Below are 13,817 nucleotides of genomic sequence, written 5' to 3'. Positions count from 1 at the left end.
TTCGGAGCGCAAACGTTTGCGCAAACGTTTGCGCTCCGAAAACACTCTCTTTCACAAGCAATGAAATGAAGGAAGGGAACGGAATGGAAACCAAAGGAACCAATCTCCGCGCAAAGGAAGGAGACGCTCTATGGCGACCATGAAGGATGTGGCCCGCAGGGCCGGCGTCTCGGTGACCACCGTCTCCCACGTGGTCAACGAGAGCCGTCCCGTTCGGGAGGAAGTGCGCCGTCGCGTCCTGGACGCGCTGGAAGCACTCTCCTACAGACGGAACGCCCTCGCACGGAGTCTTCGGAAAAAGCGCTCCTCCACCATCGGCCTGATTCTTCCCGACGTGACGAATCCTTTTTTCGCGGAGATCGCCCGCAGCATCGCCGACGCGGCGGAAAGCGAAGGATATTCGGTGATCGTCTGCAACTCCGACGGCAGACGGAACAGCGAGGATTCCTTTCTGGGCATGCTGTCGGAAAAACGTGCCGACGGGGTGGTTCTCATCGAGGCGGGACCTCCGAGAGGCGACACCTCGGCTCTCGAAAACGGCGATCTGCCCCTGGTGACCGTGGATCGCTCCCTTCCCGGTGTGAACGTGGATTCGGTACGCATCGACAACGCTCTGGGAGGACGCCGGGCCGCACGACATCTTCTGGATCTCGGGCACCGGCATCTGGCCTGCATTGCCGGCCCGTTCCACGTGACTCCCAGCGGGGAGCGCGTGACGGGTTTCCGGGAAGAGCTTTGCGAGCGGGGATTCTCCCTTCCGGAGGAACGAATCCGCCGAGGAACCTTTCAGCCCGAGAGCGGGTATGACATCACCCGGCACCTCCTCGAAGAGGACTCCCGCCTCACGGCAATCTTCGCCTGCAACGACCTCATGGCCTTCGGCGCCGTCCGGGCCGCCGCGGACCTGGGCAAGCGCGTTCCGGACGATCTCTCCGTCCTCGGATTCGACGACATCCGGCTGGCATCGTTCTTCAATCCGCCCCTCACCACCGTGGCCCAGCCCCGCCAGGAAATGGGGGCACTGGCGGTACGGCTTCTGCTGGAGCGCATGGCCGATCCCGCACTTTCTCCCCGCCACCTCGTCCTCGAAACACGCCTTGTACTCCGCTCTTCCACGGCGCCTCCTCCATGACCGGCAACGTCCTCCGCCGGAGCGTCCTTTTGTCCAACACCCGGGGATCATCCCCTCGGGACATCCGGCTGAAGGCGGAACGCCCGAAGGCCTCCTCCGAAACAAAAGCGTGAATGTGGCATCTCCATGCGCCGCCCCCGAAAAAAGCGGCGCGGCGGAGATTCTCCGACGGGGCGGAGAAAAACGCCCCGTCGGGAACCGCCGCCGCAAAAGCACCTCCGGAGCGACAAAAAATGCTTACGCTTCCCGACGTGCCTCCTCCAGATTCCGGGCGAGAAGCTCCGCCACGAGGCGGGCGAAACGCGCCGGATCCGGGAGCGTCCCCCCTTCGGCGAGAAGTGCCTGCCCATAGAGCAGTTCCGGAAAATCCCCCAGAGATCCCCCTTCGGTGAAACGCCGCTGAAGCCGCTCCAGCACAGGGTGAGCCGGATTCACCTCCAGGATTCGCTTCAGTTTCGGAACCGCCTGTCCCATCTGCCGTAGGAGCTGCTCCATCTGGGGCGTCATGGAGTGGGTCTCCCCCACCAGACACGCCGGCGAGGCGGTGAGGCGCGTCGACAGACGCACCGACGAGACCTCGTCCTTCAAGTGCTCCGCAAGAGCCTTCAGAAGCGGTTCGAAGGCATCCTCCCGCTCCTTCGCCCCCTCCCGCTCCTTTTCCTCCGGGGCATCCAGGTCGGCCGCGCCCTTCGCCACGGACTTCAGCGGCTTGTCCCGATAGGTCTCCACGACACCGGTCCAGAAGTCGTCCACGGGGTCGTCGAGGAGGAGTACTTCGAATCCCCGATCGCAGAAGGCCTCGAGATGCGGCGAGTTGCGCAGCGTCTCCAGCGTGCCTCCGGAGAGGAAATACACCGCCTTCTGTTCGGGTTTCATGCCCTCCAGATATTCGTCGAGAGTGATCCACTCCCGGGTGGTGGTCCGGAAAAGCGCCAGGGAAAGCAGGGTCTCCCGGTTCCGCTCGTCGGCAAAGATACCCTCCTTGAGAACCTTGCCGAATTCCTTCCAGAAGGTGACGTAGGTCTCGCGCTTTCCGTCCCGGAGACGCTTCAGTTCGTCCAGAACCTTTCTCGTGAGACTCTTGCGGATCACCGCGATCCGCCGGTCCTGCTGGAGAATCTCCCGGGAGATGTTGAGCGGAAGGTCCTCCGCGTCCACCACCCCCCTGAGAAAGCGCAGATACTCGGGAATCAGCTCCTTGCAGTCCTGCATGATGAAGACTCGTTTCACGTAGAGCTGAATTCCCCGGTCCCCCTCGCGAAGGAAAAGATCCATGGGAGCCTTCGAGGGGAGATAGAGCAGCGCCCGGAAGGTGGTCGCCCCTTCCGCGCTGTAGACGATGTGCGTCAGCGGCTCCGCCCAATCCTTGCTCACGTGGGTGTAGAATTCCCTGTATTCCTCCTCGGTGACCTCCGACTCGGGACGGGACCAGATGGCCTTCATGGAGTTGAGCACCTCGTCTTTCGTGCCCTCCTCCTTGCCTTCCTTGTCGAAATGCCGCACTTCCATGCGGATCGGATAGGCCACGAAATCCGAATACTTGCGGACGATTCCGCGAATCGTCCACTCATCGGCGACGTCCTCGCCGGATGCGCGTTCCCAGGGGCGGAGCCCCTCGTCGTCATCTCCTTCGTTCTCGGCGGGCTTGAGATGGAGCGTCACCGTGGTGCCGCAGGTGTCGCGGTATCCTTCCTCGATGGTGTACGTGCCGTCCCCGGAGGATCTCCAGAGCCACGCCGCGTCCTCTCCGGCCTTTCGGGTCAACACCTCCACCGAATCGGCCACCATGAAGGACGAATAAAATCCTACGCCGAACTGACCGATGAGTTCCGGCGTCAGCGTCTCCTTCCGCTCGGCCATGTACTGCAGAAATTCTCTCGTCCCCGACTTGGCGATGGTGCCGAGGTAGGTCACGAGATCCTCCCGGTTCATGCCGATGCCGTTGTCGGACACGCGAAGAATGCGCGCATCCTTGTCCACGGCGATGCGGATGTGGGGATCCGAAAAAGAGGACTGCAGCGCCTCGTTCGTGAGGGAAGCGACGCGCAGCTTGTCTAGCGCATCCGACGCGTTGGACACGAGTTCCCGCAGAAAAATTTCCCGATTGGAATAGACGGAGTGGACCATGAGGTCCAGCAGTTGCTTCCCCTCGCTCTGAAATGAAAATGTCTCTCTCGCCGCCATGGTCGCACCATGCCTCCTTCGATGTTTCAAAAAACCACAGATGTGGCGCCTTCTCTCCAAAGGCACCTCCCGACCCTTTCCTCCGGACGAAACGTCCTCTTCTCGGAAAGGAAGTATAGATCAAGATAGATCAAAGATAAAGAGCCTTCTTCAACTTCATCCGCAGGCACGCTCGCAAACGTCCCTGCCTCCTTGCAAACACGAAGTGTCCTCCCTTCACTCCGAAACTCGCCGGGCGGAACGATGTTCTCCGAAAAACCCTTGCGGGAGGTGCTTCCTCAAGTTCTTCGCAGAGAAAACCCCGCGGTTTCAAGCTTCATTTTCCAGGTTGACGAAAATGACTTCCCTTGATATATCCATTTTGGGATCCCAAAGAGTATTCTTTTTTGCATTCGTTTTCCGCGCACCCGGAACGCATGTACAAGCTCATCTGCCGGAGGGAACGAATCATGTCGAGAAGTCAGGCGGAAAGCAAGGCCCGCGAAGAGATTCTGCTTCTCATTCTCAAGAGACGACTCGTGCCGGGACAACGAATCACGGAGAAAAGCCTTGCGGAATTGTGCGAAGTAAGTCGCACCCCCGTGAGAACGGCCCTCCGGGAACTCATCGCCGAGGGCATCCTCGAACGGGATGAACCCAAGGGATATGTCATTCCTCCCCTCACGCCTCCGGACATGCTCCAGATCTTCCAGATCCGACAGGAGCTCGAAGGGATGGCGGCGGCCCTCGCGGCGGAAAGCCCCGAGCCCTGCTACTCCGCCTCCCTCAGACAAATCGAAGCCCTTCAGGAAGAGGAAAAGCGGATCTACCGCAACTGGAACACCGAGAACTTCACCAGAAACAGTCAGGAATTCCACCACTGCATCTGCCGCATGAGCGGCAACCCCTACCTGGAAAAATACATTCTTCAGAGCTATTGGCGCTCCCAGATCTACGTTTTCTTCTTCGACGCCTTCTTCCTCCACGGGTTCGACTCCGCCACGGATCCCGAACCCGTCTACGGATACTCCTTCGCGGAACACAACGAGATCCTGGAGGCACTCCGCAACCGGGACGGACAACGAGCGCGGAACGCCATGGAAAAGCATGTTCTCTCCACCTACAAGTGGCTCACCAATTCCAGACGGTAACGCTTTCCGCACATTTCAGAAAAAAGGCTTCCTCTGGAGTTCTTTTTGGGATCCGAAAAAGAATACGTCGCAAAATCATCGTCCACACAACCGGCACGACACAACAACGCCCTCCGAGAGGAGCGGAACGACAAGATCCGCTCGATGAAGAAACGCATCGCGGGATTCGAGACACGGCAGACTTTGAAAAAACAGCAGGAACGTCACCAAGACGGACGTGGCGGAGGCGTTCGGGGGGATGTCGCATCCTTCACCGTATGTTCGCCCTCCCGGGCCGGGAATGAAACTCGAAGCGACGGAAAGAGGTGTTCCATGGGTACTCTTCGCAGCAGTTCTCAATACTACCATGTCGTACTCTCGCGCATTCCTCCGAGGGCCACTCCGGTCTTTCACGACGAGGAGATGCAACGCCGGGTCTGGGGACGTCGCTGGGGTGTCTACAACGATGTCGGCACGCTCCGGACCATCCTCCTTCATCCGCCCGGAGAAGAAATCCTCGTCATGACCTCGGACAAGTACGACCCCGAGATCGACGCCCTCATCGACGACGAGGAGCAGTGGTACTTCCGGGACGACAAGGGACCGGACCTCGCGAAGATGCAGGATGAGTTCGCCGCCCTCGTGCGAGTCCTCGAAACACACGGCGTGGAAATCGTGACCGTCGGCGGCGCACCGCGCGATCCCAACGCCATGTTCGTCCGGGACTGCGGCATGGTGGTCAAGGGCGGAGCGGTCATTTCTCGCATGGGTCCTGTGGGGAAGACCCACGGCACGGGACGCCGCGGCGAAGAGCGCTTCGTGCTCCAGAAGCTCGCCGAGATCGGCATGCCCATCCTCCGCACCATCGCCGGTGACGGCCTGCTCGAAGGCGGAAGTTTCTGTTTCCTCGACGAGAAACACGCCGCCATCGGCCTGAGCTTCCGCGGCAATCCAAGCGGGGCGGAACAGCTCCGGCACGTTCTTCAGTATCAGGAGGTCGAACTGATCCAGGTTCCCCTTCCGGGGTACGCCATGCATCTGGACGGCGGCATCGTCATGGTGGACCACGACAAGGCTCTTCTCAACGTGGAGCGCCTTCCCTACTGGTTTCTCGACACGCTCGACGAACTGGGCATCCAGAAAATTCCCGCGGACTACCGCGAAGGCTCCATGGCCGTGAACTGTCTCACCCTCGCCCCCGGAAAGGTGATCATGGACGACCGGGCGGTGTACACGGCGGAGCGACTCGCATCTCTCGGCATGGAGACGATCCTCATTCCCTGGGAGGAGATCTCGAAACACGGCGGAGGCATTCACTGCAGCACGCTTCCCCTGGTGCGCGAACGTTCGTGATCGTCTCCGGCGCACCCCGCTTCCGTTTCCCGGACGGTGCCGCCTTTCTGCAAGGCCGGCGGAAACTCTGGAAAGAAACACGGTACGTTGCGGAGGCGCCAGTCTTGAAGAAACTCTTGAACAATTCGTGAGGAGGCTGTGTTTTCGTGAAACATGTTCTCGTTCTCGGCGCGGGCATGGTAGCCCGCCCCTGCGTGCAGTACCTTCTGAAGCAAGGTCATCGCGTCACCGTGGTGGACACCGTCCGCGAGCGCGTGGAACACGTTCTCGACGGACACGAGAATGGTATTCCCGTCGTCGGGGACGGACTGAAGGAAGCGGCCCGGCTCGTTCCGCGGTCGGACCTGGTGATCTCCCTTCTGCCCTGGGTTTTCCACAAGGACGTCGCACCTTTCTGTCTTCGAGAGAAGAAACACTTCGTCAACGCCTCGTACATGAACGACGAGATGAAGGCGTTCTCCAAGGATGCGGAGCGGCAGGGGCTGACCTTCCTCACCGAGATGGGATGCGATCCGGGCATCGACCACATGACGGCGGTGCGAACCATCCGGGAAGTGGAAAAGCGGGGCGGTTTCGTGAAGTCCTTCAGCTCCTGGTGCGGTGCACTCCCCTCCCTGGAGGCGAACACCAATCCCTGGGGCTACAAGCTCTCCTGGTCGCCCGGGGACCTTCTCTACGCCTGCGTGCGCCCCTCGCGGTACCTCCGGAACGGAAAAGAAGTCCTCGTCCCCGTGGAGGAAGTCTTCCAGCGTTCTACCCTCAAGGAAATCGAGGGGGTGGGCTGGTTCGAGGAGTACGCCAACGCAAATTCCCTTCCCTACTCCGAACTGTACGGCATCCCGAACACCCCCGACATCTACCGGGCGACGCTGCGTTTCCCCGGCTGGTGCGAGACCGTTCGGGCCATGCAGATGCTCGACCTTTTCGACACCGAACCCCGCCCGCTCGCGGGAAAAACGCTGCGCCAATTCACCGCCGGACTTTTCGGCGCCGATGAAAAAAGCGACCTCACCCAAGCCCTGGCGGCTTTTCTCGGCATGCCCGCCTTTGCAATGCCTCTCAAGCGCCTGGAATGGCTCGGCCTCTTCAGTGACGAACTCCTCTCCGAGAAAATCCGGTGCAACCGGGATGTGGTCTTCGATCTCTTCTCCCGAAAGCTCGGCTTCGACAAGAATGAACGGGACCTGCTCATCATGCGTCACGAATACGAGGTGGTCTTCGGAGCGGAGACGCGACGCATCCTCTCCACGCTCGTCCATCACGGAGAGGCGGGCGGCGACAGTGCCATCGCCGTCACCACGGGACTTCCTCCCGCAATCGGCGCGGACCTCATTCTGAAGGGCACGATCACCCTGCGTGGCGTTGTCGCCCCCACGTATCCACAGATCTACGAACCGACGCTGGCGGAACTGGAACGCGACGGCGTCGTCTTCGAAGAGAAGGAAATGCCTCTGGAGCAGTAGGGAGACATCCCTGATCGTGCGGGAAACGAGGAGGTGGGACGGTCGGAAGGGTGACGCGAAGCACCGGCGCTCGGAAAAAGTCGGGACGGCGGCACCGAGGTCTCCGGAAGGGATTGGAGGCCGAAGCGCTCCGATGAGTCGGAAGAGATGAAGAAGGGGAGGGGTAACGGGATGAAGAAGGTGCTGCTTGTTTTGTGCGCTCTTGTACTCCTGGTCGGAACCGTGGCCGAAGGAGCCGAACCCATCAAAATCGGCTGCCTGGTTCAGCTCACGGGATCCGGCGCAACCTGGGGAGAGCACCATCGAGACATGTCCATCATCGCCGTGGAAGAGATCAACGCCGCGGGAGGCCTTCTGGGACGCCCCGTCGAACTGGTGGTCTACGACTTCCGCGGTCGCCAGGAAGATGCGGTGAACGCCGCACGACGTCTGATCCTCGAGGACAAAGTCCAGGTCATCGCGGGAACCAACTTCAGCGGCTGCCAGATCGCCATCGTTCCCATCAGCGAACAGCAGAAGGTTCCCATCGTCTCCTTCTCCGCCACGAACCCGGCGGTCACCGTGGATCCCCAGACCGGTCAGGTGCGCCCCTACTCGTTCCGGGTCTGCTTCACCGATCCCTACCAGGGAAAGGCCATCGCGGAATTTCTCGGCACCAAGCTGAACCTCAAAACCGCCGCAATTTTCCACGACGTGGGCAGCGACTACTCCGAAGGCATGAAGCAGTTCTTCGAGGACCACTTCCCCAAGGTGGGCGGCAAGGTGGTCGGCACCTACGGCTACCGCGACGGTGACGTGGACTTCCGGGCCCAGATCACCCAGGCGAAGGCGACCGGTGCGGAAGCGGTCTTCCTGCCCGGCATGTACAAGGAAATGGCCCTCATCATCAAACAGGCAGCGGAGATGGACTGGAAACCCGTGTTCATCGGCGGCGACGGCTACAGCCCGGCCATGACGGAGATCGCCGGAGACGCCATGAACGGGACTTACTGGCTCACTCACATCGCCACGGATGATCCGGACGTGCAGCCCCTCGTCAAGAAATACGAAGAGCGCTTCAACAAGAAGCCCGTGGAGATCGTGAGCTGCACCCTCGCCTACGACACCATCATGTGGATCGCCGATGCCGTCAAACGGGCCGGTGAGTACGACGGAGCGAAGATCCGGGACGCCCTGGCGAACACGCAGGGACTACAGCTCCCGGACTTCGTCCTCACGGTGGATCCCGCCACGAACACGCCCCACAACAAACCCACGGCTATCCTGGTCTTCGAGGGCAGCGTGGAAAAACTGTACCAGAAGGTGATTCCTCAGGATTAAATATCTTCATCCCGCCTCCTGCGGAAGAGCGAGCTGGAGCCCGCGTCCACGCCCTCCGGCTCGCTCTTCCGCAGGGGACTCGTCCGAAGAAGAACCGGCCACCCCAGAGGTCGGCCACAAACCGCGAGAGGAGGATTTCCGTGACCGAGTGCAGCAGCGAGACAACCCAAAACCAGGACGTGGTCAGATCCAAGGGGTGGGAGAGCGCTCTTCCCAGGGCTGCCTACCACAACCTGGAAAGAGTGACCACCGGCATACCCTGGTTCGAGGTCTACCGTACTCCCGGAAATGTGTTCGCCATCTACGAGGACGGCCAGTTCGAGGAAACCCTGAGCTATCTCGTCCCCGGCGAAGAACGGGCGGTCCTCATCGACACGGGGGACGGCATCGGAAACATCCGCACCCTCGCGGAGGAACTCACGTCCCTCCCCGTCTCGGTGGTGAACACCCACCACCACATCGACCACGTCGCCCAGAACTACCTTTTCGACGACGTGGCTCTCTTCGACGATCCTCTCGGTCTGGCGAGAAAAGCCGCCGCGGAGGGCTTTTCTCACGAGGAGGCTCTGGATCTCATCGCTCCCGGCAACGTGTGGAAACCCTATCCCGAAGGGTTCGATCCCGCAACGTACCACATGCCGCCCTTTTCGGTCACGCGCTGGCTCAAGGATGGAGACACCATCGACCTGGGCGACCGCGCCCTGGAGGTCATCTGGACTCCCGGGCACTCGCCGGACTCCGTCTCCCTCCTCGACCGGAAGGCGCGCCTTCTCTGGGTGGGCGATCTCTTCTACACCGGATCGGTCTACACCTTTCTTCCCGGCGGGGATTTCGACCAGTTTCTCGCGAGCTACCGAAAACTTATCGACCTCTTTCCTCTCTACGACAAGATCATGCCGAGCCACAACGAACCCTGGCTGGACAAGGAGATCCTCAAGGACGTTCTCGCCGCCGCGGAAGGAATCCGGAAGGGGAAAACTCCCTTCACGGTCGGCAAGGGGGGTATGCGGAAGTACGATTTCGGGCGCTTCGCCCTCATCCTCGGCCCCGATCAGTGACGATGAGCGCGGCATCTCTCCGGCACACTCGCTCGGAAGGAAAACCGACGCGTTTCTGAAGAAAGGAAGCTCTGAAAAATGCCGCGCTGATCCCGAAAAAACGTGATGCGGTCGAGCTCGTGAGAAGGGCAATTCCTACTTGATCAGAGCTTCCGAAGATCTTCGGAAACCCGAAAAAACCACCGGGAAGCGAAAAACCTCACTTTTTCCGAAAAAAGGGATTCTTGTTTCCTTTTGGATCGCCTGCTAAAATTCCGTTCCATAGCGAGAGCGCCACTCGGGCGTTCTCCATCCCGTCGAACCGCTTCCGGCCGGATGGAGAAACACGGAACGAAACGGTGCTTTCCATCATCGGGAGGTGTGTGTCATGAAGAAATTCGCGCTGCTCTGCCTCATCCTGTTCCTGGCGGTGATCCTCGCCGCATCCGTCGCGTTCGCCGCGGACACTCCGTCCACGCTGGACAAGATCCTTGCGGCAAAGAAAATCGTCATCGGTACCGCGCCGGGATACCTTCCCTTCGAGATGAAGGACAAGAAGGGGAACTTCATCGGCTACGACATCGATCTGGGCAACGCCGTGGCAAAGGCGCTGAAAGTGGACGTGGAGTTCAAGCAGTTCGAGTTCTCCGGGCTCATTCCCGCTCTGCAGACGGGCGAGATCGACATTCTCATCGCCGGAATGACCATCCGGGGCGACCGCGCCCTTGCCGTGAGCTTCCCCAACCCCTATTACTCCACGGGACAGGTGCTCATGGTCCCCGCAAAGGATACGGAAACCAAGATCTGGAGCGACCTGGACAAGAAGGGCAACAAGATCGCCGTCTCCCAGGGAACCACGGGAGCGCTTCTGGCAAAACAGATCTACAAGGAAGCCACGGTGCTCGACTTCCCCACCTTCCCCGAGGCGTCGGCAGCCCTGGTCCAGGGAGAGGCGGACGGCATCGTCTACGACGAACCGGGAATCCGCATGTACGAGATCATGCACAAGGAAGGTGTGCGCGGCATCTACGACCTCATCAGCAGCGAGAATCTCGGCATGGCGGTCCGCCTGAACGATTTCGCCTTCATTCAGTGGTTGAATTCCTTCCTTTTCCACTATCTGGGAAGCCCCCAGGAACTGGAATCCCGGGAGAAATGGTTCAATTCCACCGAATGGATGCAGGAGATGGCTCAATAGAGACACCCATCGCACGCCCTTCTGCCCACGTTTCTCGTCGGGAAAGAACCCTCCGGAGGAGGAAGAACCGCTTCCTCCTCCGGAGCCGTCGCAGCGGGAACGAGCCCCGACGTTCTCTACGATGCCGGGAGAAACCGTTTCATCCTCGGTAACGTACACCCACGAGAGGCGATGGACATCCGCAGACACGCCGCGCATTCGAGGAGGCGATTTTTCGTGTACACCGCGAACTGGAGCGTCATTCCCCAGAATCTGCCCCTCTTTCTGGAAGGAGTGCGCCTCACTCTCACCATCTCGGCCCTGTCCCTCGTCCTGAGCCTTCCCATCGGGATCTTCGCCGGACTGTGCCGGGTTTCCCGAAACAGAGTCATTGCCTTTCTCTCCGCCTGCTATGTGGAGTTCTTCCGGGGAGTTCCCCTGCTGGTGCTCCTCATCTGGATCTTCTTCGTCCTGGGACGCTTTCTGCGGCTCGGCTCCTACTGGTCCGCCATCGTGGGACTGGCCATCTTCTCCGGAGCCTTCGTGGCCGAAGTGGTCCGGGCGGGCATTCAGGCCGTTCCCAAGGGACAGATGGAGGCGGCCCGGGCCTCGGGCATGACCTACATCCAGGCCATGAAACTGGTCATTCTTCCCCAGGCGATCCGAAAAGTCCTGCCACCCCTGGCATCTCAGTTCATCATCCTCATCAAGGACTCCTCCCTCGTGTCGGTGATCTCCGTGGTGGATCTCACCCTCATCGGAAAAAATCTGGTGGCCACCACCTTCCGCTCTCTCGAGGTGTGGAGCTTCATCGCTCTGCTCTATTTCGTCATGACCTTCGGGCTTTCCAAGATCATCGCCCTTTTGGAGCGAAAATTCCGGGCGGAATGGCAATGACCGCGCCGAAGTCATCCCCGAAAGAAGGAGTTCCTCCCATGAACGACGTCATCGTCTCCATCCGCAACGTGTCCAAGCGTTTCGGCGCCCTTGAGGTGCTGAAGGACGTCTCCCTCGACATCCCCCGCTCCCAGGTGTTCGCCTTCATCGGCCCGAGCGGCGCGGGAAAGAGCACCCTCGTGCGGACCATCAACGCTCTCGAGGGCATCCAGGCGGGGGAGATCTTCGTGGACGGCATTTCCGTCGCGGACCCCAAAACGGACATCAACGCCCTTCGGGCGAACATCGGCTTCGTCGCCCAATCCTTCAACCTCTATCCGCACCTTCGGGTCCTGGACAACGTCACCCTCGCTCCGGTGCACGTCAAAAAGGTGCCCAAAGCGGAAGCGGAGGAAAAGGGCGCGGCGATCCTCGCCTCCCTCGGCCTCGCCGACAAGGTCGCCGCCTTTCCGGCCCAACTGTCGGGCGGACAACAGCAGCGCGTCGCCATCGCCCGCGCCCTGGCCATGGAACCCAAACTCATGCTCTTCGACGAGCCGACATCGGCGCTCGATCCCGAACTCATCAAAGAAGTGCTGGACGCCATCCGAGGCCTCGCCGAGACGGGCATCACCATGGTGGTAGTCACCCATGAGATGAACTTCGCCCGGGAAATCTGCGACCGGATCGTCTTCATGGCCGACGGACGGATCCTGGAAACGGCATCGCCCGGGGAATTCTTCACCGCTCCGAAAACCGAGCGGGCAAGGGATTTCCTGGGAAAAATCCTCAACCGCTGACCGCATGGAATGTTCCTTTCCGAGCGCCGCGGATCGGAAAGGACCTTCTCCAAAATCCCCTTTCGCCCCATACCGCGGACTTCTTTTCTTCCTCTGTCTTTTCTTTCCCAAATCGTGTAGACTGCTACCGAGGCAATATGCATCGGAGGAAACGAAGATGACATCCGTCGACATCCGCGAAAAATATGCCTCATGGATCGTTTTCGCCCTCTTTCTCGTCCTCGCGGGAGGTATCATCGTCGCCGCGAAAGTCTACTACGACCATCATGCCCTCCACTACCGCGAGGAGGTGGCGTTTTCCCTCTCCGCCATCGCGGATCTCAAGGCAGGGGAACTCGTCCAGTGGCGGACGGAACGTCTGGGAGACGGCTCTCTCTTCTCGGGAAACGCGAATTTCTGCGACTTAGTGCGGCGCTTCCTCCTCGATCCCGGAAACGACGAGACCAGGGAGCGAATCCGCATCTGGCTCCTGAGAACCTGGAGCGCCTACGGCTACGACAGGGTCTTTCTCCTTGACGCCGAGGGGAACGAGCGCTTCTCCATCCCGGCTTCGCTCTATCCGGGTTCCCGGATCGTCGCGGAAGGCGCCCGCGAGGCACTCAACTCCGGCAAGGTGACCTTCCAGGATTTCTACCGTGACGAACACGACCGTCGCATCTACCTCACCGTCCTGGCACCGCTTCCGTTCCGGGAGCCCGGCCCCGGAGGAGCGAGCGGTGCGGTGCTCGCCCTGCGCATCGATCCGGAACAATACCTCTACCCCTTCATCAGACGATGGCCCGTTCCCAGCGCCACAGGCGAAACGCTCATCGTCCGCCGAGAGGCGGACTCGTTGGTCTTCCTCAACGAACTCCGCTTTCAATCGGGAACGGCGCTGACCCTGCGACAACCGCTGACAAGGACGGACCTTCCCTCCATCAAAGCCGTACTGGGACAATTCGGCGTCGAAAAGGGGGTGGATTACCGTGGCGAGCCCGTCCTCGCTGCAACGCGGCCGATTCCCGAGTCGCCCTGGTTCCTCGTAGCCCGGATGGACCTGGCGGAAATAGACGCACCCCTGCGGGAACAGGTCTGGATCGTCTCTCTCCTGGTTGGGAGCCTCCTGGGCGCTTCCGGCGCGGGGGTTCTGCTCCTCCTGAAGCATCTCCGGGGAGGGTTCGACCGGGAACGCCTGGCCGCAGCAACACTGCTCGGCATTCACCAGGAACGGCTGGAGATGGCCCAAGCCATCGCCCATGCGGGAAGCTGGGAATATTTGCCCGCGGAGGATGCCATCTGGGGATCCGCGGAAACGTTCCGCATCTGGGGAATGGAAGCGCCCCCATCGGGGAAGGTGCCCTTCGACGAGATCGCGGCGCGTATTCCG

The 13,817-nt window shown here is 60.6% G+C and carries 11 protein-coding genes; 10 read left to right on the top strand and 1 reads right to left on the bottom strand.

Translation table 11 applies throughout. The annotated features are described in order from the left end of the window. Positions 1-130: 130 nt before the first annotated feature. A complete protein-coding gene (locus tag Q1K49_RS07620) occupies positions 131-1,132 on the top strand; it encodes a LacI family DNA-binding transcriptional regulator (RefSeq protein WP_300524674.1) in 1,002 nt (333 codons plus the stop codon). A gap of 237 nt (positions 1,133-1,369) precedes the next feature. Here the strand turns inward: Q1K49_RS07620 and htpG are convergent, their stop codons facing one another. Further along, on the bottom strand, positions 1,370-3,316 hold the full coding sequence (gene htpG, locus Q1K49_RS07615) for a molecular chaperone HtpG (RefSeq protein WP_300524672.1): 1,947 nt from the start codon (positions 3,314-3,316) through the stop codon (positions 1,370-1,372). A 449-nt stretch (positions 3,317-3,765) separates the two neighbouring features. Between htpG and Q1K49_RS07610 the strand changes: the two genes are divergently transcribed. The 9 genes from Q1K49_RS07610 to Q1K49_RS07570 all read left to right on the top strand — a co-directional run. Continuing rightward, positions 3,766-4,446 carry a GntR family transcriptional regulator gene (locus tag Q1K49_RS07610; protein ID WP_300524669.1) on the top strand — a complete coding sequence of 227 codons (681 nt, stop codon included), beginning with the start codon at positions 3,766-3,768 and terminating at the stop codon, positions 4,444-4,446. A gap of 312 nt (positions 4,447-4,758) precedes the next feature. Beyond that, entirely contained in the window at positions 4,759-5,778 is a 1,020-nt protein-coding gene (locus Q1K49_RS07605; RefSeq protein ID WP_300524666.1) for an arginine deiminase family protein, read from the top strand. 146 nt (positions 5,779-5,924) lie between these two features. After that, positions 5,925-7,241, top strand: a complete 1,317-nt coding sequence (locus Q1K49_RS07600; RefSeq protein ID WP_300524663.1) for a saccharopine dehydrogenase C-terminal domain-containing protein — start codon at positions 5,925-5,927, stop codon at positions 7,239-7,241. Between the two features lie 171 nt (positions 7,242-7,412). Beyond that, a complete protein-coding gene (locus Q1K49_RS07595; protein WP_213693957.1) occupies positions 7,413-8,561 on the top strand; it encodes an ABC transporter substrate-binding protein in 1,149 nt (382 codons plus the stop codon). Positions 8,562-8,701: 140 nt separating this feature from the next. Further along, positions 8,702-9,619 carry an MBL fold metallo-hydrolase gene (locus Q1K49_RS07590; protein WP_300524660.1) on the top strand — a complete coding sequence of 306 codons (918 nt, stop codon included), beginning with the start codon at positions 8,702-8,704 and terminating at the stop codon, positions 9,617-9,619. A gap of 367 nt (positions 9,620-9,986) precedes the next feature. Continuing rightward, positions 9,987-10,796, top strand: a complete 810-nt coding sequence (locus Q1K49_RS07585; protein WP_300524657.1) for a transporter substrate-binding domain-containing protein — start codon at positions 9,987-9,989, stop codon at positions 10,794-10,796. 216 nt (positions 10,797-11,012) lie between these two features. Continuing rightward, positions 11,013-11,672: an amino acid ABC transporter permease gene (locus Q1K49_RS07580; protein WP_213693959.1), complete on the top strand. Its 660-nt coding sequence runs from the start codon at positions 11,013-11,015 to the stop codon at positions 11,670-11,672. A 50-nt stretch (positions 11,673-11,722) separates the two neighbouring features. Further along, on the top strand, positions 11,723-12,451 hold the full coding sequence (locus tag Q1K49_RS07575) for an amino acid ABC transporter ATP-binding protein (protein ID WP_366146053.1): 729 nt from the start codon (positions 11,723-11,725) through the stop codon (positions 12,449-12,451). A 157-nt stretch (positions 12,452-12,608) separates the two neighbouring features. Then, the coding region (locus Q1K49_RS07570) for a cache domain-containing protein (protein WP_300524651.1) at positions 12,609-13,817 on the top strand (1,209 nt) is incomplete at its 3' end.

Source organism: Aminiphilus sp. (assembly GCF_029975095.1).
In the GTDB taxonomy this organism is placed as follows: domain Bacteria; phylum Synergistota; class Synergistia; order Synergistales; family Aminiphilaceae; genus Aminiphilus.
The sequence above is the reverse complement of the archived record's forward strand: the minus strand, read 5'-3'. Positions and strand labels throughout refer to the sequence as shown.